23 protein-coding genes are annotated in these 21,763 nt (G+C 42.1%); 3 read left to right on the top strand and 20 right to left on the bottom strand.

Translation table 11 applies throughout. The features are described from left to right. Window positions 1-103: 103 nt before the first annotated feature. The 5 genes from pynA to AC6IZR_RS05075 form a co-directional block, all read right to left on the bottom strand. Entirely contained in the window at window positions 104-793 is a 690-nt protein-coding gene (gene pynA / locus AC6IZR_RS05095) for a pyrimidine 5'-nucleotidase PynA (RefSeq protein ID WP_155124859.1), read from the bottom strand. Continuing rightward, window positions 793-1,287, bottom strand: a complete 495-nt coding sequence (locus AC6IZR_RS05090) for a YkgJ family cysteine cluster protein (protein WP_003001664.1) — start codon at window positions 1,285-1,287, stop codon at window positions 793-795. The genes pynA and AC6IZR_RS05090 overlap by 1 nt, the downstream gene beginning before the upstream one ends. 309 nt (window positions 1,288-1,596) lie before the next feature. Next, on the bottom strand, window positions 1,597-2,241 hold the full coding sequence (locus AC6IZR_RS05085; RefSeq protein ID WP_497848166.1) for a hypothetical protein: 645 nt from the start codon (window positions 2,239-2,241) through the stop codon (window positions 1,597-1,599). A 154-nt stretch (window positions 2,242-2,395) separates the two neighbouring features. Beyond that, window positions 2,396-4,222 carry a translation elongation factor 4 gene (gene lepA / locus AC6IZR_RS05080; protein ID WP_031577086.1) on the bottom strand — a complete coding sequence of 609 codons (1,827 nt, stop codon included), beginning with the start codon at window positions 4,220-4,222 and terminating at the stop codon, window positions 2,396-2,398. A 66-nt stretch (window positions 4,223-4,288) separates the two neighbouring features. Then, on the bottom strand, window positions 4,289-4,726 hold the full coding sequence (locus tag AC6IZR_RS05075) for a GNAT family N-acetyltransferase (protein ID WP_497848165.1): 438 nt from the start codon (window positions 4,724-4,726) through the stop codon (window positions 4,289-4,291). 195 nt (window positions 4,727-4,921) lie between these two features. On the opposite strand from AC6IZR_RS05075, the gene AC6IZR_RS05070 reads away from it, so the two are divergent. From AC6IZR_RS05070 to pepT, 3 genes are read left to right on the top strand one after another with little or no spacing between them, the layout of a single operon-like run. Then, entirely contained in the window at window positions 4,922-5,677 is a 756-nt protein-coding gene (locus AC6IZR_RS05070) for a LexA family transcriptional regulator (RefSeq protein WP_497848164.1), read from the top strand. Then, window positions 5,674-6,495, top strand: a complete 822-nt coding sequence (locus AC6IZR_RS05065) for a Cof-type HAD-IIB family hydrolase (protein ID WP_497848163.1) — start codon at window positions 5,674-5,676, stop codon at window positions 6,493-6,495. The genes AC6IZR_RS05070 and AC6IZR_RS05065 overlap by 4 nt, the downstream gene beginning before the upstream one ends. Window positions 6,496-6,497: 2 nt before the next feature. Next, on the top strand, window positions 6,498-7,718 hold the full coding sequence (gene pepT / locus AC6IZR_RS05060) for a peptidase T (RefSeq protein ID WP_497848162.1): 1,221 nt from the start codon (window positions 6,498-6,500) through the stop codon (window positions 7,716-7,718). 37 nt (window positions 7,719-7,755) lie between these two features. On the opposite strand, the gene AC6IZR_RS05055 is transcribed toward pepT, so the two are convergent. The 15 genes from AC6IZR_RS05055 to uvrB all read right to left on the bottom strand — a co-directional run bounded on the left by AC6IZR_RS05055 (window position 7,756) and on the right by uvrB (window position 21,751). Further along, entirely contained in the window at window positions 7,756-9,495 is a 1,740-nt protein-coding gene (locus AC6IZR_RS05055) for an ATP-binding protein (protein ID WP_497848161.1), read from the bottom strand. Next, a complete protein-coding gene (locus AC6IZR_RS05050; RefSeq protein ID WP_497848160.1) occupies window positions 9,492-10,583 on the bottom strand; it encodes a carbamoyl phosphate synthase small subunit in 1,092 nt (363 codons plus the stop codon). Before AC6IZR_RS05050 ends, AC6IZR_RS05055 begins: the two co-directional genes overlap by 4 nt. A gap of 124 nt (window positions 10,584-10,707) precedes the next feature. Next, entirely contained in the window at window positions 10,708-11,631 is a 924-nt protein-coding gene (locus tag AC6IZR_RS05045) for an aspartate carbamoyltransferase catalytic subunit (RefSeq protein WP_497848159.1), read from the bottom strand. A gap of 46 nt (window positions 11,632-11,677) precedes the next feature. Further along, on the bottom strand, window positions 11,678-12,196 hold the full coding sequence (gene pyrR, locus AC6IZR_RS05040) for a bifunctional pyr operon transcriptional regulator/uracil phosphoribosyltransferase PyrR (RefSeq protein ID WP_003001719.1): 519 nt from the start codon (window positions 12,194-12,196) through the stop codon (window positions 11,678-11,680). 261 nt (window positions 12,197-12,457) lie between these two features. After that, window positions 12,458-13,093 (bottom strand): Pr6Pr family membrane protein, encoded by a 636-nt coding sequence (locus AC6IZR_RS05035; protein ID WP_497848158.1) that lies wholly within the window; start codon window positions 13,091-13,093, stop codon window positions 12,458-12,460. 224 nt (window positions 13,094-13,317) lie between these two features. Then, window positions 13,318-13,653, bottom strand: a complete 336-nt coding sequence (locus AC6IZR_RS05030) for a zinc ribbon domain-containing protein YjdM (protein ID WP_003016288.1) — start codon at window positions 13,651-13,653, stop codon at window positions 13,318-13,320. Between the two features lie 128 nt (window positions 13,654-13,781). After that, the gene (locus AC6IZR_RS05025) at window positions 13,782-14,534 is read right to left on the bottom strand and encodes an HAD family hydrolase (protein ID WP_150906196.1); all 753 of its coding nucleotides are present in this window, start codon (window positions 14,532-14,534) and stop codon (window positions 13,782-13,784) included. Continuing rightward, window positions 14,509-14,913 carry a PaaI family thioesterase gene (locus AC6IZR_RS05020; protein WP_003016342.1) on the bottom strand — a complete coding sequence of 135 codons (405 nt, stop codon included), beginning with the start codon at window positions 14,911-14,913 and terminating at the stop codon, window positions 14,509-14,511. The genes AC6IZR_RS05025 and AC6IZR_RS05020 overlap by 26 nt, the downstream gene beginning before the upstream one ends. A gap of 83 nt (window positions 14,914-14,996) precedes the next feature. After that, window positions 14,997-16,094, bottom strand: a complete 1,098-nt coding sequence (locus AC6IZR_RS05015) for a hypothetical protein (protein ID WP_497848157.1) — start codon at window positions 16,092-16,094, stop codon at window positions 14,997-14,999. A gap of 3 nt (window positions 16,095-16,097) precedes the next feature. Further along, a complete protein-coding gene (locus tag AC6IZR_RS05010) occupies window positions 16,098-16,802 on the bottom strand; it encodes an ATP-binding cassette domain-containing protein (RefSeq protein ID WP_497848156.1) in 705 nt (234 codons plus the stop codon). Window positions 16,803-17,093: 291 nt separating this feature from the next. After that, a complete protein-coding gene (locus AC6IZR_RS05005; protein ID WP_414333412.1) occupies window positions 17,094-17,564 on the bottom strand; it encodes an 8-oxo-dGTP diphosphatase in 471 nt (156 codons plus the stop codon). 26 nt (window positions 17,565-17,590) lie between these two features. After that, a complete protein-coding gene (locus tag AC6IZR_RS05000) occupies window positions 17,591-18,022 on the bottom strand; it encodes a hypothetical protein (protein WP_414333410.1) in 432 nt (143 codons plus the stop codon). 513 nt (window positions 18,023-18,535) lie between these two features. Beyond that, window positions 18,536-19,159 carry an NAD(P)H-dependent oxidoreductase gene (locus tag AC6IZR_RS04995; RefSeq protein WP_497848155.1) on the bottom strand — a complete coding sequence of 208 codons (624 nt, stop codon included), beginning with the start codon at window positions 19,157-19,159 and terminating at the stop codon, window positions 18,536-18,538. A 93-nt stretch (window positions 19,160-19,252) separates the two neighbouring features. Beyond that, a complete protein-coding gene (locus tag AC6IZR_RS04990; protein ID WP_497848154.1) occupies window positions 19,253-19,750 on the bottom strand; it encodes a GNAT family N-acetyltransferase in 498 nt (165 codons plus the stop codon). A gap of 12 nt (window positions 19,751-19,762) precedes the next feature. Next, window positions 19,763-21,751 (bottom strand): excinuclease ABC subunit UvrB, encoded by a 1,989-nt coding sequence (uvrB, locus tag AC6IZR_RS04985; protein WP_497848922.1) that lies wholly within the window; start codon window positions 21,749-21,751, stop codon window positions 19,763-19,765. Between the last annotated feature and the right edge of the window lie 12 nt (window positions 21,752-21,763).

Genomic DNA, 21,763 nt, shown 5'->3' with positions numbered 1-21,763 from the left:
TATTTTAATTTTCGGTGAAATAGACAAGCTATTTAGCACATGATCTATTATAACACATTTTATAGACCTGTCAAGAAAAAAACTTGACAGTATTTAAAAATTTTTATTTTATCAGTAAATCGGCGATTTCTTGATAGTTGCTAACGGTATAAGTCGGCACTACTTGGCTGGTATTTGCCTTGTGATCAGGATTATACCATACGGTATCAATCCCCGCAGCATTTCCTCCTGCGATATCTGCTGTCAAAGAATCTCCGATCATAAGGGTCTCTTCCTTGCTGAACCCTGGAATCAGTTGGCCAACTTTGTCAAAAAAAGCAGGTTCTGGTTTCTGAGTATGAAGCTGTTCAGAGATAAAGACCTCTTTGAAATAAGAAGCAATTGTAGAATGAGCTAAGCGTCCTTCTTGAATGGCAGTCACTCCGTTCGTTGCACCATAGAGCTGGTAACCTGCTTTTTCAAGTCGAGCCAGTAAGTCCTCCGCACCGTGGAAAGACTGCCCCTGAAGACTGATGTAATCTTGGTAGCGAAGAGCCATCTCAGCCCCATCAACCGTGATCCCAAAGTGGGCAAACCCAATCGCAAACCGACTATCCACGAGCTCTTGCTTGGTTAATTTCTTTTGTTCCAAATCCTTCCAGAGCCCTTGGTTCATGGGTTTGTAGTAATCCTTAAAGGCCTGTACATCTTGAAAATTCATGTCTTCTAACATCTGCGTCAAGGCTGTTTCTTCAGCAGATTCAAAGTCCAACAAGGTATGGTCCAAATCAAAAAGTAAAAATCTATATGCCATTACAAACGATCCTTCAATTTTTCTACAAATAAATAAGCCGCTGGGCAAGTGAGGGTATTCTTGATGGTTAGATGGTTGATCTGATAAATCTTCTTGCGATCGGTGTGAGGGAATTCCCGACAAGCTTTTGGACGAACATCATAAATGGAACAGAGATTGTCCCCACCAAGAAAGGGGCAAGGCATGGATTTAAAAACCTTGTCCCCATCTTCGTCAACTTGAAGAAATTCTGCCTCAAAAGCAGGAAGTTTCATCTTGAAATATTTGGCGATCCGCGTGATATCGGCTTCCTTAAAATCGGGCCCTAAGGTCTTGCAGCAATTAGCACAAGCCGTACAATCGATTTCTTGGAAAACTTCATCGTGGATTTCTTGCGCTATTTTATCTAAATTCTTAGGTGGCTTCTTCTTGAGATTCGCCAATACCTTGCGGTGCTCCTTTTGCTTTTGGAGAGCTAACTGATGGTATTTTTCAATATCAATTTCCTGTGTCATCCTCTATTTCCTCTTCTAAACAATAGAAGCATTATACCACAAAGACTGTGAAAAAGGGAGTGGGACAGAACTCCGAGAAATTTATAGAGGTTGAAAAGGTTCCCCAAACCTTTTCAATCTTCCCACCCCCGCATAGCTCCAACAGTCTGGGAGACTGTTGGAGGTTGCAGACAAAGGAAACTTCGTTCCCCTCATTAAGCTATCTTTGGAGCTTAAAAAGCGAACAAAGATGCCAATCAAAAACTGCGTCATACTGTTATTCTTATCAAACATCGAAGGCTGGATAGTTTAAGTCAAACTTCCTCTTCATCAATCGGTCACGGCACCTGTTCCGTCTAGGCTCCAAGTGTTTTCGACATAAGGAGTAAATTGAGTTATTGTTTTCTCAAATCCTTCAACAACAATCAAATAAACCTTATCATCTTTTTGGAATACCCAACCAGCAACCTGCAGGCCTGACTTGAGAAAAATATGTATTTTAAGCGACTCATTTCCTCCAACAGTCGTCGTAGATTTTGTCATTTTCTCAACAATTTTATAATCATTCCACCTACTCTCCAATCTTTGAGCTATTAGCTCTGCATTAAATTCCACTCCTTCAGGGACATTTGCTTTTTCTCTAGTGGCAGCATTTAAAACAATAATATTGAAGGCGTTTTTATCTGTATACTGAATATTATCTCCGACTTGGATACTATCATTCTTTTTCCAGTCACTTGGAATATTGACATAGCCATAATCTGCTGATCCAATTCGTTTCGTTTTCACATTCCCCTTATCACTATCTGGAATTTTTTTCTCTACATTACTACTTGAATTTGTTGTCTCTCTCACCACATTAGCGGAACTAGATGCTACCGATGATTTACTAGACTCTTTCTTTGGACTAGTACAAGCAGAAAGGCTTACAACAGACAAAAACGTAACAGACGCGAGTAGGAACTTTTTTTTCATATTCTCTCCTCAATGATGTATTTTCTTTCCACTAGTCTACCATGAAAGTGGGTATTTTAAAATAGGATAAGTGTCACATCTGATCCAACCTTTCTCATTCAGTCTATTTCTTTTGAACATAAAACAAAAGTGCCCTTTTGAGGCACTTTAAATGTTATTCTTCATCCATTGACAAGACAGATAAGAAGGCTTCCTGTGGTACTTCTACAGATCCAATGGCCTTCATCCGTTTCTTACCAGCCTTTTGTTTTTCAAGAAGCTTACGTTTCCGTGAGACGTCCCCACCATAACACTTGGCCAAGACGTTCTTACGAAGGGCCTTGATATCTGTACGGGCCACGATCTTATGACCGATGGCTGCTTGGATAGGCACTTCAAACTGTTGACGAGGGATAATCTTCTTGAGTTTCTCAACGATTAACTTACCACGTTCATAGGCAAAATCCTTGTGAACGATAAAGCTGAGGGCATCGACAGTATCGCCATTAAGAAGGATATCCATTTTAACCAATTTAGAAGGACGGTATTCAGACAACTCATAATCAAAGCTCGCATAGCCACGAGTAGAGGATTTCAATTTATCAAAGAAATCAAAGACAATTTCCGCCAGTGGGATTTGATAGATGACATTTACCCGATTTTCATCGATGTAATCCATGGTCACAAAATCCCCGCGTTTCCGTTGGGCTAATTCCATAACCGCCCCGACAAACTCTTGTGGCACCATGATTTGGGCTTTAACATACGGTTCTTCGATCGAAGCGATCTTGGTTGGATCTGGGAACTCAGAAGGGTTGGAGACATCCAGTGCTTCTCCATCTGTCAAATTAACCTTGTAGATAACAGACGGTGCCGTCATAATCAAGTCAATATTGAACTCACGCTCCAAACGCTCCTGGATAACGTCCATATGAAGGAGCCCCAAGAAACCACAACGGAAACCAAAACCGAGGGCTTGAGAAGTTTCCGGTTCAAATTGAAGACTGGCATCATTCAATTGCAATTTTTCCAAAGCTTCACGAAGATCATTGTATTTGTTAGATTCAATTGGGTAAAGACCAGCAAAAACCATTGGGTTCATTTGCTTGTATCCATGTAGTGGCTCACTTGCCGGATTGGAAGCTAGGGTCACCGTATCCCCGACACGGGTATCCGCAACGGTCTTGATAGAGGCCGCTATATAGCCAACGTCTCCAGTTGCAAGGAAATCGCGTCCAACTGCTTTAGGAGTAAAAATCCCAACCTCGGTGACATCAAATGTCTTACCATTGCTCATGAGTTGGATCTTATCGCCTGGTTTGACCATTCCATTGACCACTCGGACCTGAAGGATTACCCCACGATAGGCATCATATACAGAGTCAAAGATCAAGGCTTGAAGAGGGGCTTCAACATCACCCGTCGGTGCTGGAACTTTCTCAACGATCTGCTCCAAAATCTCTTCAATCCCGATACCAGCCTTGGCAGAAGCTAAGACTGCCTCACTAGCATCCAACCCGATGACATCTTCTACTTCTGTGCGCACCCGTTCTGGATCTGCAGCTGGCAAGTCGATTTTATTGATAACTGGCAGGATTTCCAAATCATTGTCCAAAGCAAGGTAGACATTGGCTAGTGTCTGAGCTTCAATCCCTTGAGCAGCATCTACTACGAGAATGGCACCCTCACAGGCAGCAAGCGACCGCGAAACCTCATAGGTAAAGTCCACGTGTCCTGGTGTGTCAATCAAGTGAAAGATATAGGTTTCCCCATCTTTAGCCGTGTAGTTCAACTCGATGGCATTCAGCTTGATGGTAATCCCACGTTCCCGCTCCAGGTCCATACTATCTAAAAGTTGGGCTTGCATCTCCCGACTAGACACGGTTTCGGTTTTTTCTAAAATTCGATCGGCCAAGGTTGACTTTCCATGGTCAATATGGGCGATGATCGAGAAGTTCCGAATCTTCTCTTGTCGTTTTTTTAATTCTTCAAAATTTGGCATAATCATCTTCCTAGTAAATTTAATCGTACTCCTCATTATAACAAAAAAGATAGGCCTTTGCCTATCTTAATTCATTATTTTCAAAAATCGCTTCTGCGTTTTATTTCCCTCATAACCTAAGCGTTCGTAAAAGATATGGGCTTCTTTTCGATGAGATGCAGAATTTAAACGGATAAAAGCAGAATGCCTGCTTTTGGCAAGTTCTTCAACTCGCTCCATCAATTGGCTACCGATCCCATGTCCTTGCGCAGAAGGGAAAACCGCTAGACCTAAAATATTTAGACCGGCGTCACTATAAAGACTTTCATAAACCTCTGCTTCGACATAACCAAGAATATTACCTGTTTGGTCCTCTTCATAAACAAAGCAAAAGTGACCCGAGTCTGGCAGATTGAATTTTTCGATCTGAGCCGTCACTTTCTCAAGGGTAGAATCATACCCCAATGCTTGGTGACACAAATCTCGAATTTGACCTGCATCTTCGACTTGAACGCTACGAATCATACCCCAACCTCCATGAATTCTTTGATTTTATCTTAGACCTTTTTCCTCAAAAAGTAAAGGAAAAATAAATAAAATTTCAATGAAAAATACGATTTATATCAAATCAATCTTTTTTCACATTTATCAGGGATTTCTATTTACTTTTTCGATTTAATTCATTATAATAGAAAAGGTAAATACAAGGAGGTGAGTACGTTGGCCAGAGGTCGTGGAAAAGCAAGTCCTCAAAACAAAGAGGCATTACGGATTATATCGGAAAAGATCAGAGAATTACTGAAAGAACAAGGAAAAAAGCAGATCGAATTATCTCGTATTACTGGAATCCCTGCAAGTACCTTGACTGGATATGTAAAAGGAACTTCTCTTCCCGTTCCTGAAAATTTGGAGAAGATTGCTGCCTTTTTTCAGGTAGCAGTTGCTGAAATTGACCCTCGATTACGAAATGATTTTGTGGTCATTGATTCAGAGATTGAGAGATTGTATAAACAGCTCGATGAGGGAAATCAAGAAAATCTCCTTTCTTATGGAAAAAGTCTCTTGACCCATCAGAAAGAAAGACAGAAGATTGAAAAGCAATACCACTCTTATTCTGTCTATGATTCTTTCGCATCTTATCAAAATCAGAAACAAGCTGATATCGTCTGGTTTGATCAAAAGATCCCTTACGATTTGGCTTTTTGGATTCATACGGATTCCCTAGAGCCCAAATATGAAAAAGGGGCCGTTGTATTAATCAAGCAAACCTACTACGATCAGGCAGGGGCTATTTATGCCATTGATTTTGATGGGCAAACTTTGATCAAACGTGTCTTTCGTGAGTCCAACGGGGTACGACTCGTTTCCCTCAATAAGAAATATAGTGATCAGATCATTCCACTAGATGAGGAACCTGGGGTGATTGGAAAAGTGATTGATGGCTTTGTGCCTCTTGATTTGGAGGAAATCAAATGATTCAATTAATTGCGATTGACTTGGATGGAACCCTCTTACATGAGGATAAGTCTCTCTCTAAAAGCAATATTGAAGCTCTCCACCGGGCCCATGAAGCCGGCTATGACATTGTGATCTGTACTGGGCGCCCCTTAGCAGGTGTACGGCCCATCTTTGAAGAGATTGGTCTACCTTATGGTAACTACTATATGATTATCAATAACGGGTGTACAACCTTGTCTACTAAGAATTGGAAAATCATTGGTAAGGAAGAATTGAGCCTTGAGGACATGCACCGCTTGCATGTTTTGACGAAAGATACAGACGTCCAGCTAACCTTATTTGATATGGATCACTACCTAGTGGTTGCACCTGAAGCCAGTGAACTGGTCACGATGGATGCGGGCATTGTTAATTCTAAACCGACACTTATCTCAGAAGAAGATCTACCCAACCTTTTTCCTATTTTTCAAGCCATGTATGTAGGAGATCCTTCTGCTATTGATGGCTTCCAAGCTCAGCACGAGGCTGCATTAGAGGCCGATTTTAACACTGTTCGTTCACAGGATATCCTGTTTGAAATCCTGCCAAAAGGCGCGAGCAAGGCTTCTGCTCTTCAAGCATTAAGCCAAACATTAGGCTACAAGAAAGACCAGGTCATGGCTCTTGGAGATGCAAACAATGACCTTGAAATGCTACGTTTTGCTGGTTATAGCGTCGCTATGGGAAATGGCAATGCTGCTGTCAAGGAAATCGCAGATTTCATCACCCTGACCAATGATGAGGATGGCGTGGCCCATGCTATTCACAAATTAATTGAAACTGAAAAAGGAGAATGATCATGAAATACCAAAATTTGTTGGACCGTTTTATTACCTATGTAAAAGTTAACACACGTTCAGATGAAAATTCTACAACCACTCCAAGTACCCAATCACAAGTTGATTTTGCAACAAACGTCTTGATCCCTGAGATGAAACGCGTGGGCCTTCAAAACGTCTACTATTTGCCAAACGGCTATGCTATTGGAACACTTCCAGCTAATGATCCAAGCTTTACACGCAAGATTGGATTTATCTCTCACATGGATACCGCTGACTTCAATGCCGAAAATGTCAATCCTCAAATCGTTGAGAATTATGATGGGGGTGTCATTGCCCTTGGTGACTCTGGTTTCACACTCGATCCAGCGGATTTTGCTCATTTGAACAACTACAAGGGACAAACCTTGATCACAACGGACGGTACCACTCTTCTGGGTGCAGACGATAAGTCAGGTATCGCTGAAATCATGACAGCTATTGAATACCTGACAGCTCATCCTGAAATCAAACACGGAGAAATCCGTGTCGGCTTTGGTCCAGATGAAGAAATCGGAGTCGGGGCAGATCAATTTGATGCAGAGGATTTTGACGTAGACTTTGCCTATACTGTCGATGGTGGTCCTCTTGGAGAGCTTCAATACGAAACCTTCTCAGCAGCTGGAGCTGAAATCACCTTCAAAGGACGCAATGTCCACCCAGGTACAGCCAAAGGTCAAATGATCAACGGTCTTCAATTGGCCATTGATTTCCATAACAAACTCCCTGAAGGAGCACGTCCAGAATTAACCGAAGGCTATGAAGGCTTCTACCACTTGATGAATATCGATGGAACTGTCGAGGAAGCAAGTGCCAGCTACATCATTCGGGACTTTGAAACTGAAAGCTTTGAGAAACGCAAAGACCTTATGAAATCTATTGTCGATCAGATGAATGCTGAACTCGGTAGCGAACGCGTTCTCCTCACCATCAAAGACCAGTATTACAACATGAAACAAGTGATTGAAAAAGATATGACGCCAATTACCCTTGCTAAGGAAGTCATGGAAGATCTTGGAATCACTCCAATCATTGAACCAATCCGTGGTGGTACAGATGGATCTAAAATTTCCTTTATGGGGATTCCAACACCAAATATCTTTTCCGGTGGTGAAAATATGCATGGTCGCTTCGAATACGTTAGCCTCCAAACCATGGAACGCGCAGTTGATACCATTATCGGTATTGTGACCAAAAAATAAGAAACAAAAAAGGATTCGGATAGTTTGTCCGAATCCTTTATTGTCTATCAGAAAGCTTGATAATATCTTTGACCTGATCAATGGTCTGAATCAGGTGAAGGCTTGTCTCATTGATCGGAAGATAATAGACTTTATCTGCCAATGATTCTGTAAAAGGACGATTCGTGAGTAAGATCACCTGTTGTCCTTTTTCTTTCAGCTCTTTCACCTGCTTTCTCACCTTTTGGTAAAAATACTCATCACAGATTTCTAGATCATCCACCAAGACACAAGCAGCGTCCAAACCCAATGATTCATTGGTTCCATTCTGGGTCAGATAATAGGCTGCTCCCACTTTGACCTCATATAAGCCAGCTGATGGTTCAACTGGAAGAAAGGCTGGTTTGTTTTCAGCTTCTGCTACTTTTTCCATTTCTACAAGGTTGGCCAGAACCTGCAAATAAACAGGTGCTAATTTACTCAAATCCAAGAGTTCCTCAAACTCAAAACCACGTTTCAAGGCTTCTAAGATATAGAAGAGCCGGTGGGGCATATGACGAGCAATTTTCTGGATTAATTCATCATCGCTCATTTCCTCAGGAAGGATGGTCAGCAAGTTCTTATCTTTAATGGTTTCTAGGGCTTGTTGATAAGCCTCATCGATTCTCTTCCCAAATCCATAAACTGCCCCATAAGAGTGAATTTGGGTATTGAGGCGGGCATTTTTAGCAGCATCAGAAAAAATCGGAATCTTAAAGAAAATATAATCCAAACTCGGTTCGTAAACAGCCTTTAGATCTTTTAATAGGGGATGAGGCAAATGCTCGAGAGACCGCCCTAATTGCAGCTGAACTCCTTGCTCAAACAAGGAATAGCCCAAGCCCATTGAGGCCAGCGAGATACTGTCTGAAGCAAATGGATTAACTTCTAGGATATAAAAAGCATAGCTCGTCGGATCTAGAGCAAACTTGATCGAAATGGCTCCTGTCAGCTTCAAATAGCGACTGATGTGGATCGCTGCTTCACGAAGATTTTGAAACTCCCGGTCAGTCAGGGTGACCGCTGGCATAAATTGATAAGAGTCACTAGAGTGGATCCCGACAGGATCAATGCTTTCAATAGAGGCCGCCAGGTAGTGATTGTCTTCGCGATCGCGCATGACGACAAAATCCAATTCCTTAAAGCCATAGGTCGAAAATTCTAGCAAACACTGCTGACTTGGAGAGACTGAAAGTCCTGTTTCTACTGCTTCGCACAAGTCATCCAGGTTATGAGCAATCTTTCGCCCCTGCCCTTGCTTACTCGCTACCGGCCAGATCATAATAGGAAATTGAATGCCTTCAGAAAACTCGATGGCTTCGCGAACAGAACCAACTAGTGCGGAAGCGGGTACCTGATAGCCCAACTCTTGAAAGAGGCGTCGTTGATCCGCCTGCTGATAAAAGGTCCGGTAGCGTTGGAGGCTCGGTCCGATAATCCTAATCGATGCGTCTTTGAAAAATCCAGTTTCTTCCAAACGAAACAAGAGGTTCAAAATCTGTTTATCCGCAAAGGTTAGGAGCAAACGAGATCCTGTATAGGAAAGAAGAGTCGTCCTAAGAGCATCCAACTTGAGCTTACTGACTACAACCTGTTCTCCAGCTTCCTGTGTGATAGCATTTTCTTCACCCAGATAAAGGACAAGAGCATTCCCGTCCTTGTCATTGAGCTTTTGTGCTTCATTTACCGCAGCCAAGAGGCTAATATCCTGATAAGAATCTCCACATAGGAGAAGCAATTTCTGGTTTTGTTTCATCATTCCTTCTCCCTTCTACTTTCGTGAATTTTGGCATCAATCAATTCTAAAAATTCATCGTAAAAATAGAGATTTTCCCTTGGCCCTGGACTCGCATCCACTTGGAATTGAACCCCTAAAATCGGTTGGTAACGATGGCGAAAAGCTTCGATACTATGGTCATTGACGTTTTCATGCGTGACCAATAAATCATGGGGTAGGCTATCGCGTGCGATACTATACAAGTGATTTTGACTCGTTATCTCGATTTTTCCTGTCGCAATTTCACGAACAGGAATATTTAATCCGAAGTGTCCAACTTCCATGGGAGCTAGCTCCGCTCCATAAGCTTGAGCCAGTACCTGTGCTCCCAAGCCCATGCCCCAGATCGGAATTTGACCATTGATTTTTTGGATCAAGCGACAGAGTTTTTTCACCTGATGGGGATCTCCAGGCCCACTGGATAAAATAACGCCATCGGGCTGCTGTTCCATCAGTTCATCATATGAGATGTCATAGGGATAGACCGTGACATTACAGTCCCTTTGACTCAGCTGGCGTAAGACAGAGTGCTTGACCCCTAGATCGATCAAGGCAATACTCTTTCCAAAACCTGGTACAGCATAGGCTGTTTTTGTCGAGACTTGACGCACTTGGTCTTTGGGAAGGACCGTTGCTCGCAACTGATCCAGGATATGGTCGATCGAATCCCCCTTGTTAATGACAGTCGCCTTCATCCGTCCATACTTGCGGACAATTTTTGCCACCTGTCTCGTATCAATCCCTACAATACCAGGGATTTTTTTTCGCTTCAAGAATTCATCCAAGGTCATCTGCTGCCGCCAATTACTTGGCATTTCCACCAAATGCTGAACGACTACTGCCAAACATGTCGGCGTAATCGATTCAGAATCATCTCTATTGATCCCTGTTGCGCCAATAACTGGAAAGGTAAAGGAGAGGATCTGGCCACTAAAAGCCTGATCCGTAATCAATTCTTGATGGCCTGTCATGGCAGTCGTAAAGACCAATTCACCAGTCACATATAAGTCTGCACCAAAGGCTTCCCCTTCAAATACAGTCCCATCCTCTAGGACCAATAATCGTTTCATCGAACCCCTCCCTTCTTTTACACTAATCCAATTTTATCATAGTTCCTCAAAAAAAGGAAAGTCAGATTCCATGTAGCTCTCTACTCTGTCCTCTTTCTTTCCTTTCAATGAATTGTCAGTTATCTTATTTTGCTCCGCGACCTTTAAGGACGGCTTCAATGATGGCCATACGGACAAAGACACCATTTGTCATTTGTTCTACGATACGTGATTTAGGAGCTTCTACCAAGTGGTCCGCAATTTCAACGTCACGGTTGACTGGTGCTGGGTGCATCAAGATCGCAGTATCTTTCATACGGTCATAACGTTCTTGTGTCAAACCGTGAAGACGGTGGTAGTTTTCTTTAGAGAAAAGTGATTCGTAATCATGACGTTCGTGTTGCACACGCAAGAACATCATCACATCTACTTCATCAATAACTTCATCGATAGTGACGAAGGTTCCATAGTCTTCAAATTCCGCACTTCTCCATTCGTCTGGACCTGCAAAGTAAAGAGTTGCTCCCAAACGTTTCAAGATTTGCATATTTGATTTTGCCACACGTGAGTGATCCAAGTCCCCAGCGATACAAACTTTCAAGCCATCAAAGTGACCGAATTCTTGGTAAATAGTCATCAAATCAAGCAAGCTTTGGCTTGGGTGTTGACCTGAACCGTCCCCACCATTGACGATAGAGGCTGTGATCGTTGGGCTTTCAACCAATTCTTTGTAGTAGTCCACTTCAGGGTGACGGATGACGCAGACATCTACACCAAGAGCTGACATGGTCAAGATGGTATCGTAAAGTGTTTCCCCTTTGTTCACAGAGCTCGTCTTCACATCAAAGTCAAGGAGATCACATCCCAATTTCAACTCTGCCACTTCAAAGGCTTTGTGGGTACGAGTTGAAGGTTCAAAGAAAAGGTTTGAGATGATGTGTTGGTCTTCGTAGGCTACTTTAGCTCCGTTTTTGAACTCAATCCCACGTTTGATCAATGCCATTACTTCTTCATTGGTAAGAGTTTCCATTGAGACAAGGTTTTTAAGAGCGATTTGATTTTCAGACATGTTGATTCTCCTTTTATAATGTGAATGCAAATAGTTTACAATTTGTTTAAGCTTCTTTGATGAGGACGCGGTCTTGGCCGTCTAGCTCCACCATCTCGACAATGATTTCCTCTGACTTACTTGTCGGGATATTTTTCCCAACAAAGTCCGGACGAATCGGCAACTCCCGATGCCCACGGTCGACTAGAACCGCCAGACTCACTCGAGCAGGACGACCGTGACTGACCAGATTGTCAATGGCAGCGCGAATCGTGCGACCTGTATAGAGGACATCATCGATCAAAATGACTTCTCTATGAGCGATATCAACTGGTAAGACCGTCGTATCTTCTGTCGCCTTCATGTCATCTCGGAAAGGCTTGGTATCTAGTTCTGCTACAGGGACATCGATTTGTTCCAGCTGAGAGAGGCGTTCTTGGATCCGGCGAGCGATGTAAACACCACGCGTCTTGATCCCCACCAGCACAATCTGGCTCAAATCTTTGTTTCGTTCAATGATTTCGTAGGTGATCCGGGTAATGGCCCGTTTCATCGTCAAATCATCAACGACTTCTTTGGTTTTCATTCAGTCCTCCTTAGTTGTAAAAGAAAAACCTCCTTTTTCAAGGAGGTTCAGCAAATGAATGGTCTAAGAGGATAGAGTCTCGCCCTATGTCCTAGCCATTGTTTTTCACAGTCTCCTTGCCTGCCTCACGGGACAGGATTAAAGGATTTATTTAATTGAGATAACTATATCACAGTTTCAAACGACATGCAAGAAAAAACTCAACATTTTTCAAAAAAATTTAAAAACAAGACTTTTCGTCCGAATAATGTTCGGTTTTTACTAAGAAACAGCCGATTTCCGCTTGATAATTTTAATCCCATAGAGTACATAGCCAGCTAAAAGGTAAGCGATAAAGATGATCACCACCCATTTGCCAACAAATGCCCAGCCGTATTTATTAACATTGATAAAGAAATAGGCAAAGGGACTATCTTTTGCACCTGGAATTGGCCACTTCAAGACCAAACCATTGAGAAGGGCAAAGAGCATGTACGCCAGGGGAATCAAGGTCCAAAGGAAGGGATCGAGTCTACGGTATTGCTTGGCTTTATCAATCACTAGGGTATCAAAGAAGAACATCAGAGGAACGATGTAATGACAAAGGAAGTTTTCCAAACGATAAAACTTCTCTGGTGTCGCAAGAGGCGCCAACATAAAGTGGTAGATGACACAGGTGATCATAATGGACATGGTAACTGCGCCTTTCATACGAAGGTAGCCCTGAGTCTGGGTCGAACGCCCTCGAACCATGCGCCAAACAATATCTCCCATAAAGAACATAACCAACATGTTGGATAAAATGGTGTAATAGAGCATCATGCCAAAGCCACCATGCTTGGTCAGTTGCAGATAAACACCGAGTACACTTAAGATAAACAATAGAAAACGATAGCTAAATAATAGTTTGAATTTCATAGTATTCTCCTGAAAGAAAAGGGGCTAGACCCTTCAGTTTAATCAGGAACTTTCCTTAAGTGAAGACGGACGTCAGCGAACTTCTACGAAGTTCCATGACTTAGTTTTGAACCTAAAGTTTCAAAACTCCCGAGTACTTGAAACAATACTGTTTCAAGTACTTTTCTCACAGCGGAAAGTTCCATTTTAAACTTAAACAACTCTATTAATTTGTGTACTGTTCTTTAGATCTTCTTCACAAATTCTGATTTGAGTTTCATTGCACCGAAGCCATCAATCTTACAATCGATGTTGTGGTCTCCTTCCACGATACGGATGTTTTTCACGCGCGTTCCTTGTTTCAAATCCTTTGGTGCACCCTTCACTTTCAAATCTTTGATCAGGGTCACTGTATCGCCATCAGCCAATTTGTTTCCGTTGGCATCAATCGCTACGACACCCTCTTCTTCTTCGACCTCAGCTGGGTTCCATTCATACGCACACTCTGGGCACACCAAGAGCGCTCCATCTTCATAGACGTATTCAGAGTTACATTTTGGACAGTTTGGTAAGTTATTCATTTTTATCTCCTTATTCAAATTAACTTTCATAGTATACCATGAAAGCGAAAATTTGACAAATTCTGTTCGACTGTAGGAGTTTCAAGAAAAAAGGAGGCGACTTGGCCTCCCTACATAGATGATATTTCTCAATCTTCCTGCAATTCTTGAATATCTCGAATCACGCGCACACCTGCTTGATTCTTCTCGCGCAGTTCAGCATCAGAGTATGGGAAGGTATTGATCAAGATACTCTCCATCCCGATACTTTGGGCAACAGCGACATCTGTCGTAAAGTCATTCCCTACCATGACCGTTTTCTCAGGGTTCAACTGGTGTTCTTTCATCACTTCCAAGAGAAACTCTGGCTGAGGTTTACGAATACCTGCGTCAGACGACAAGTAAATGGCATGGAAAAGCTCTCTCAAACCAACCAAATCAATCTCCGGATTGGTAAAATCTGCTTGGGCATTGGATAAGAGAAAGATTCGGCAACCTGCAGCTTTCATATCCTCTAATACTTCTTTCGTATGAGGATAAAGCTCCAACCGCTTGCGAGAAAGGACACGGAAAGTTCGCGCAATCAAACGCCCCCACTCTTTGAGGTGGGCAACACTATCCCCACTTGGATGACCTTCTAAATACAATTGCACAAAAATGACCGTCAGATCAATCTCTGGGTAGGCAACTTGTTTTTCCTTGGCCAAGTCTTCTTCGGCTTGTTGCACCAACTCTTTATAACGCAGTCGCAAGCCTTCTCCTGTGTAGCTTGCCCCGTAGGATTGGTAGATCTGAGCCATAGTATCCCATAAAATTGGACTCGACTCATCGGTTTCGATGTCGACCAAGGTTCCATAAAAATCAAAAATATAGTTTTTAAATGCGTACTTGTGCGGACTCATCTCTCACTCCCGTAACAAACATCGTAAAGGTTGCCTTGCAGACATTGGCCCCGTCTTGATTGGTAATATCGACATCCACAACTCGAGTCGTCCGTCCACTGTGGACACATTCACCATGGATCGTGAGGACATCCCCCAGACGCCCTGCTTTCAAGTAATTGATCGAGGATTGCAAGGTTACCCCATCGACACCTTGAGAAACAACAACCAAACCACTGACTTGGTCACACAGGGTAAAGAGATAGCCTCCATGCGCATTTCCATAATAATTGAGCGATGATTCTACGACCTTGGTTGTCACCACTACATGGCCATCTCTCATCTTTTCGATTTCATAATTTTCAAATGCAGCAATTGCATCAAAGTGAAAATCTTTCATATACTTGCCACCTTTTCTAGCATCTTTTCAACTCCTCTATCATACTACAATTAAGAAGCAGATACAAGCAAAGGGGCAATTCCTTAGAAGCAGAAAAGGAGACTCCAACTAAGTAAGAAGACGATACTAGGAACAATGTATTTTCTTGGGTGCTTCCAACATTCTCTCTTTAAATTCCATTTTCTTAAAGGGAAATAGATTTCAATCAGTAAGTGCAAAACAGCTTCCACTACTGCTAGAATCATCACTCCTAGCAAAAATAGGATCCCCAAGTCAGGCATGACCACCATTTTTAATAACAGAGCAACAAATAGATTCACAGATAGGAAATAGGTCAGCAATACACGGTAATACATCAAGTAAAAGAACCGACTCTTAGGTAGGGACTTAACATGATCAATCAAATCTTTATCAGCAGAAATGAGAGTGGTTAATGGCGTATTGACAGAAGCAATCGTTAACAGGATGATGATTTTTAAAGGAGCATCATAATCCTGTATCAGAATGAGAAGGAGGAAGATGAGAGTAAAGACAAAATTGATGGAAAAATAGCGCTCTTGAAACAAGGAAATCCAAAAATAATTTCCACTTCTTCTCTTTGAAACGAGCAGCTGATCATTTTTTGAAATCGCGATCAAGTCCTCATTTTTAAAAATAAAGACAGTAACGAGGGCTGAAAGTAAGATCATATAGGACACTTGTTGGACCCATAAAGAAGATGCTGTAAGAACAGTCGTTACAGAAATGAGTACTCCTCCTAGAAGACTTAGCCTTGTATTGAACTGGATAAAGATATAAAACACACTCAATACCACCAGTAAAGAAAGGAGGACGAGCTTAAAGGATTGTAGCAGGTCTAACCTGACTCCTAAAAAGAGGATCAATAACAGCACGCGCTCTAGTAAATTGAGAAGAAAGGTTACCGTCAGAAAAGACCCTTTAAAACGATTGAGAGACAAAGGAAGCTGGTAGTAGGCCTGGACCCTCTCCATCGAAAAGTAGGAATACAGCAATTGAAAGGTTGATAGAGCAGTAACAATAGCCGTACTGATCAGCAAGACTTGAAAACTCGAAGAAAATTTGGCCCCAACAAGATGGTAATAAAGAGCAAAGGCTAAGGAAGTCAAGAACAAGAAGAGCCGATTTTTGGATACCAAATCTCTAAAAATTGCTAGTAGCATGCTCTACCCCCTTTGACGATTGACGTCATGAAACCAATCTTCTAAATTCGATTCGATCGCGTCTAGGTGACCATCTTCAATAGAATAAGCTGTATCACAGACCCGAACGATACTCTCTGCGATATGCGAACTCATCAGAATAGAGCCTTCTTCTTTATACTGCAATAGCAAACCATATAGAAATTCTGTCGCATCAAAATCTAGGCCATCAAATGGTTCGTCCAATATAAGGAGGGTAGGTTTGAGATAAAAAGCTGTGATCAGGAAGACTTTCTTCTTGTTTCCCGTTGACAAACTGCCGATGTCGGTGTTGAGAAACTCTTCAAAATGAAAGCCTGAAATCAAGTCCTGCAATAACGTTTCATCTCTCTTTCGATGATACAAACGACAGACAAAATTAAAATAATGAACAAAATCCCAGTTTAAAAAACTATTGTTTTCAGTAAAAACTGTATAGGTACGGCTCTTATAGTAATTCGTATGAAAAGAGGTCGCCTTGTCTTCTATGGTAACAGTCTCAACTGCATACTGCCGATGATCAAAAACACTACTTAAAGCTTTTAGCAAGGTTGTCTTCCCAGCTCCATTTCGACCAATCAACCCTACTACAGAATGATTGGGTACAAGCAAATTCGTGTCTTTTATAATGGGCTTGTCTTTTTTATACCAAACGTTTAGCCCATTGATGTTTAAACACTCACTCTTCATCGACGCACTCCTTTATATAGGTAAGAAGCCCCAACTAAAAGCAACAGCAAAGCGTACAACCATTCCCTTTGAAAGGCAAAGACTAAGGCACCGATCAAGAAGCAAATTCCTATAAGGATTCTAAATTGTAATTTCATATCTTGCCTTCTTTCTATTCACAGTATGAAAGATTACAATTGTATTTTATGCTTATACTATAGTACTTTTTCTGAGCAGATTCAAGTACGAATGGAATATTCTTTCTTCTTTCACCTTACAAGCAAAAAAAGCTAGATACCTCTAGCCCTTTGCTTAAAATCTTAATTTTTCCCAATCATCGTCTGTCCGTTTGCGATAATAGAACTCAGACAAGTCCGGGTCTTCCATCACTTCTAGCAGAGGAAGCATGTCGTAGGACAAGTCCAACTTTTCTAATTGGTCTTTCTCAACCCAAGAAACTTCTCCTTCCTCAGATGATCTGAGCTGGCCTGAGAATCTTGTTGCCTTGTAGCAAAAGACAATATAGCGACCTCCATCGTCTAGTGGCCAGTCTTTGACTGCGACGAGTTTTGGATCTGCAATTGTCAGTCCTGTCTCTTCGTAAACTTCACGAATGACGGATTCTACTAGACTTTCTCCTTCTTCGATATGGCCTCCAGGAAAGGCATAACCAGACCATTTCTTGTACCGCTCTGGTGAACGGTATTGGAGGACTACTTTATTCGTTGAACAGTCTTCAATCAGACATAGATTTGTTAAAATGGTAGATGTTTCGCGTGACATAAATTTCCTTTCTATGATATTAACAATTAATCAACATAAACATTCTTTTGTATCTCTTCTTTCATGACAAAGGGATTCACCAGCTCATGGTATTCATCGAAGGCATCTAAAAGGGTGCCTCTATGAAAGACAATTGACTTCTCTTTTAAATAATATTCCGAGTGAATCGTAACCGGACCATGGCCATCAAAGGTAAAGAACAACTCAATGAAATATACTAGAATCACCATAGCAAAGAGACTCAAAAGAACACTAACAAGGTTCTTCCAATTTGGAGTATGTTTTCGATAGAAACGATACCAAATGTGACTAATAGCCGTCACTGCTCCAAGATACAGCCAGGGATTCCAAAGAAGTGGAGTAAATGCGTAGCCAAAGAATCCTAAAAGAAAATTAGCTAGCATGAAAAGTAAAAGAATAAGATACAGGATCCTAAACAGGTACAAATACTTTCCCATAATTGATCTCTCCTATGTAAACATTGGTTCAAAGCTTAAAAAAACAATAATCTTCTTATCTTAGATTATGATCAACAGAATATGGACTGCCAACCGTAGCCAATGATCAATTAGAGGCGTATCCGGATCACTTTTTTTGCTGTCTAATAATAGACTTAGTGATAACAATAGTAATGCAAGGGCAATAACAATTTTCAGAGATAGCATCATGCCGCCAAGAACAAGAGAGGCTAGAAAGCCAAAAAATGGCAAAGGGGAAAATAGAAATGCCAAAAAACTGAAATACATCTTAATCAATGATAAAACCAATAAACCATAGACGACAATCTTCGTAAGAATAGAGACTCTTTTACCTTCTCTTTTCATTTTTGATAGTGAATAAATGACATAGATCATATAGATAAAAAGTAGCATATTGAATCAGTCCTATGTTTTATAGATTATGTTAATAGTTTAACCAAAACCTATTCCAAATACAACTAAAGACACTAATTAGAACAAACTAACTTTTGATCAGAGTTTCTTCACTTCTGCTGCTACCTTTTGGAGATGGTGTTGCCGCATGCTAGCGGTGTTGACATCCCGACCGACTTCTCCCAAGATACAGACGCGCTTAGTTTTAATCCCACAATGGTTCAAGACGGCATTCTTCAAAACAGAGATACCATAACTATCTGGAATGTTGAGAGGGCCTGAAAAGATCTTGTACCACCAGGTAGGTGCCATCGAAGTTGCATAAATACTGGCTGTTTTCCCTTTGAGCAACTTCTTGAATTGCTTGCCTCTCAGGTAATTCCAGATGAAGCTTCCCTGATCATTGGCCGAGTAGGCAATCCCCGGTGTAAAGACCCGATCAATCCAGCCTTTCAGAAGGCTCGGCATACTACTCCACCAGATGGGATAGACAAAGATCAGGTGATCCGCCCACTGGATCCATTCTTGTGAACGAAGGATAAAGGGATCTTCCTCCATCCGTGTTCGATAACCATAACGTAAAACAGGATCAAAATCCTCTTCATTGAGACTAATCACTTTAAGCTCATGGCGATTTGAGTTAATAGTTTCAACAATGGTTTGAAAAATAGCCTGACAGTAACTTTCCTTATCCGGGTGCCCGTTGATGACTAAAATTTTCATTCGTCTTCTCCTTCATTTCTTTGGTTCATTCTATCTCTTTTATTTTTTTACTTGATTAATTGATAATGATTCAAAGATTGATAGATAGGTCCTTTAGGAATTATTATTTGAAGAACACATCATCCGCAACTCCTTAACAGGTTTTCCAAGTTCAAGTATTTTTTCTTGACCATCAAAAGTAAAACCCATTTTTTGATAGAAAGCAATGGCTCGCTTATTATCTTTCAATACCCATAAATAAATCTCAGAGAAATGATCGAGAGCAGCAAATGCAGCATGCATTAACTGTTCACTCACACCTTTTCCATAGTAATCTTTTAAAACATATAAGGCAATGATTTCACCAGCTTGAATGGTCTCATCACGAAAATTTCCATAGCTGATAAATCCAACAACTTTCTTTCCATCCATCGCAATCAAGGTGTTTTCTGGATACTTTTGACTAAAGAAACGACATTTATCTAACGTCATTATCTCCTGAAATTCCGCGGGTAAAAGATTGTCATAAGCCTCTCTCCACGTTTGCCAATGAACGAGAGATTTTCCTTCTATCTCTTCAGGAGTTTCCATTGTTTTAATGATAATCTTCATTCTTCCCTCCTACTAATCCAAGGCCTTGACTTCCAACATCATATCGCGGATTTGGGCTGCCAACTCGAAATCAAGCACTTCGACGGCTTCTTGCATTTGGCCTTGCAGTTTCTTGATCAGTTCTTTGCGCTCTTGCCGGTTGAGACTGGTGATATCCACTTCCTTATCCTCTTCCTTGGCCACAGCCTTGGTAACAGAGATCAGGTCACGGATTTCCTTCTTAATGGTTTGTGGCACAATGCCATGCTCTTTATTATAAGCCATCTGGATTTTCCGACGACGGGCCGTTTCATCGATGGCTTTTTGCATAGACTGAGTCATGGTGTCCGCATACATGATGACGTGACCCTCGCTATTACGTGCAGCACGACCAATGGTCTGGATCAGCCCCCGTTCGTTACGGAGGAAACCTTCCTTATCCGCGTCGAGAATGGCAACCAGGCTGACTTCCGGTACGTCTATCCCTTCCCGAAGAAGGTTAATCCCAACCAAGACATCAAAAACGCCCAAACGCAAATCACGGATAATCTCTGTCCGCTCCAAGGTCTTAATGTCCGAGTGCATGTATTTGACCTTGACCCCCATTTCCTTGAAGTAATCGGTCAAGTCCTCTGCCATCTTCTTGGTCAGGGTGGTAACAAAGGTCCGCTCTCCACGTTCTACACGCGCATTGATTTCACCCAAGAGATCGTCCATTTGACCCATAGTCGGACGCACTTCCACCTCAGGATCGAGTAGACCTGTCGGACGAATGATCTGTTCGATGATAGTATCAGTTTGCTCCATCTCATAATCACCCGGTGTCGCAGACACATAAACGATCTGGTGGACATGGCTTTCAAACTCCTCCCGACGCAGTGGCCGGTTATCCAAGGCAGACGGCAAACGGAAGCCATAGTTGACCAGCATCTCCTTGCGCGAGCGGTCTCCATTGTACATGCCTTTGATCTGTCCCATGGTCATGTGGCTTTCATCAATCATAATGAGGAAATCTTCTGGGAAGAAGTCAAGAAGGGTGTAGGGAGGCTCTCCTTCACTCCGGCCATCCATGTGACGGGAGTAGTTTTCGACGCCATTGGTGTAGCCCATCTCCCGTAGCATTTCAATATCGTACTCTGTCCGTTGTTTCAACCGTTGAGCTTCCAAGAGCTTGCCTTCTTTTTCAAAGACTTTTAACTGCTCCTCAAGTTCCGCCTGAATCTTGGCAATGGCTACTTCCATATGGTCGTCATTGGTCACGAAGTGAGTGGCTGGGAAAATAGCCAAGTGATCCACATCTCCCAGAACCTGGCCCGTCAGAGCTTCAATCTCACGAATCCGCTCAATCTCGTCCCCGAAAAACTCAACGCGAAAGGCATGCTCATCACGCGAAGCAGGGAAAATTTCAACCACATCCCCACGAACACGGAATTTCCCCCGTTGAAAGTCGATATCATTGCGCTCAAACTGGATATCCACCAGGTCATTGAGCAGTTTATCACGAGAAATCTCCAGACCTGGACGCAGACTCACCACGCTATCGGCATATTCCTTAGGTGACCCCAAACCGTAAATACATGAAACAGATGCTACAACGATGACATCGTTGCGCTCTAAGAGGGCTGATGTCGCGGAGTGACGAAGCTTATCAATCTCATCATTGACCGAGCTATCTTTTTCGATATAGGTATCGCTCGATGGCACATAGGCTTCTGGCTGGTAGTAATCATAGTAAGATACGAAGTACTCGACCGCATTTTCAGGGAAAAATTCCTTAAACTCCCCATAAAGCTGGCCTGCTAGGGTTTTATTGTGGGCGATGACCAAGGTCGGCTTATTGACTTGGGCGATGACCTGGCTCATGGTATAGGTCTTCCCCGTACCAGTCGCCCCCATCAGGATTTGCGCCTTCTCACCACCCTCGATGTTATCCACCAACTGTTCAATGGCCTGCGGTTGATCCCCAGACGGTTGGTATTTGGATACTAGTTTAAATTTGTTATCAGTTACTCGATTAATCATCTCTTTGTCCTC

This window comes from Streptococcus mobilis, from assembly GCF_059727625.1.
The sequence above is the reverse complement of the archived record's forward strand: the minus strand, read 5'-3'. Positions and strand labels throughout refer to the sequence as shown.

Excerpts from the sequence above, each read along its gene's own strand:
- pynA (WP_155124859.1), bottom strand. The coding sequence starts at position 793 with ATGGCATATAGATTTTTACTTTTTGATTTGGACCATACCTTGTTGGAC.
- AC6IZR_RS05090 (WP_003001664.1), bottom strand. The coding sequence starts at position 1,287 with ATGACACAGGAAATTGATATTGAAAAATACCATCAGTTAGCTCTCCAA.
- AC6IZR_RS05085 (WP_497848166.1), bottom strand. The coding sequence starts at position 2,241 with ATGAAAAAAAAGTTCCTACTCGCGTCTGTTACGTTTTTGTCTGTTGTA.
- lepA (WP_031577086.1), bottom strand. The coding sequence starts at position 4,222 with ATGCCAAATTTTGAAGAATTAAAAAAACGACAAGAGAAGATTCGGAAC.
- AC6IZR_RS05075 (WP_497848165.1), bottom strand. The coding sequence starts at position 4,726 with ATGATTCGTAGCGTTCAAGTCGAAGATGCAGGTCAAATTCGAGATTTG.
- AC6IZR_RS05065 (WP_497848163.1), top strand. The coding sequence starts at position 5,674 with ATGATTCAATTAATTGCGATTGACTTGGATGGAACCCTCTTACATGAG.
- pepT (WP_497848162.1), top strand. The coding sequence starts at position 6,498 with ATGAAATACCAAAATTTGTTGGACCGTTTTATTACCTATGTAAAAGTT.
- AC6IZR_RS05055 (WP_497848161.1), bottom strand. The coding sequence starts at position 9,495 with ATGATGAAACAAAACCAGAAATTGCTTCTCCTATGTGGAGATTCTTAT.
- AC6IZR_RS05050 (WP_497848160.1), bottom strand. The coding sequence starts at position 10,583 with ATGAAACGATTATTGGTCCTAGAGGATGGGACTGTATTTGAAGGGGAA.
- AC6IZR_RS05045 (WP_497848159.1), bottom strand. The coding sequence starts at position 11,631 with ATGTCTGAAAATCAAATCGCTCTTAAAAACCTTGTCTCAATGGAAACT.
- pyrR (WP_003001719.1), bottom strand. The coding sequence starts at position 12,196 with ATGAAAACCAAAGAAGTCGTTGATGATTTGACGATGAAACGGGCCATT.
- AC6IZR_RS05035 (WP_497848158.1), bottom strand. The coding sequence starts at position 13,093 with ATGAAATTCAAACTATTATTTAGCTATCGTTTTCTATTGTTTATCTTA.
- AC6IZR_RS05030 (WP_003016288.1), bottom strand. The coding sequence starts at position 13,653 with ATGAATAACTTACCAAACTGTCCAAAATGTAACTCTGAATACGTCTAT.
- AC6IZR_RS05025 (WP_150906196.1), bottom strand. The coding sequence starts at position 14,534 with ATGAGTCCGCACAAGTACGCATTTAAAAACTATATTTTTGATTTTTAT.
- AC6IZR_RS05020 (WP_003016342.1), bottom strand. The coding sequence starts at position 14,913 with ATGAAAGATTTTCACTTTGATGCAATTGCTGCATTTGAAAATTATGAA.
- AC6IZR_RS05015 (WP_497848157.1), bottom strand. The coding sequence starts at position 16,094 with ATGCTACTAGCAATTTTTAGAGATTTGGTATCCAAAAATCGGCTCTTC.
- AC6IZR_RS05010 (WP_497848156.1), bottom strand. The coding sequence starts at position 16,802 with ATGAAGAGTGAGTGTTTAAACATCAATGGGCTAAACGTTTGGTATAAA.
- AC6IZR_RS05005 (WP_414333412.1), bottom strand. The coding sequence starts at position 17,564 with ATGTCACGCGAAACATCTACCATTTTAACAAATCTATGTCTGATTGAA.
- AC6IZR_RS05000 (WP_414333410.1), bottom strand. The coding sequence starts at position 18,022 with ATGGGAAAGTATTTGTACCTGTTTAGGATCCTGTATCTTATTCTTTTA.
- AC6IZR_RS04995 (WP_497848155.1), bottom strand. The coding sequence starts at position 19,159 with ATGAAAATTTTAGTCATCAACGGGCACCCGGATAAGGAAAGTTACTGT.
- AC6IZR_RS04990 (WP_497848154.1), bottom strand. The coding sequence starts at position 19,750 with ATGAAGATTATCATTAAAACAATGGAAACTCCTGAAGAGATAGAAGGA.
- uvrB (WP_497848922.1), bottom strand. The coding sequence starts at position 21,751 with ATGATTAATCGAGTAACTGATAACAAATTTAAACTAGTATCCAAATAC.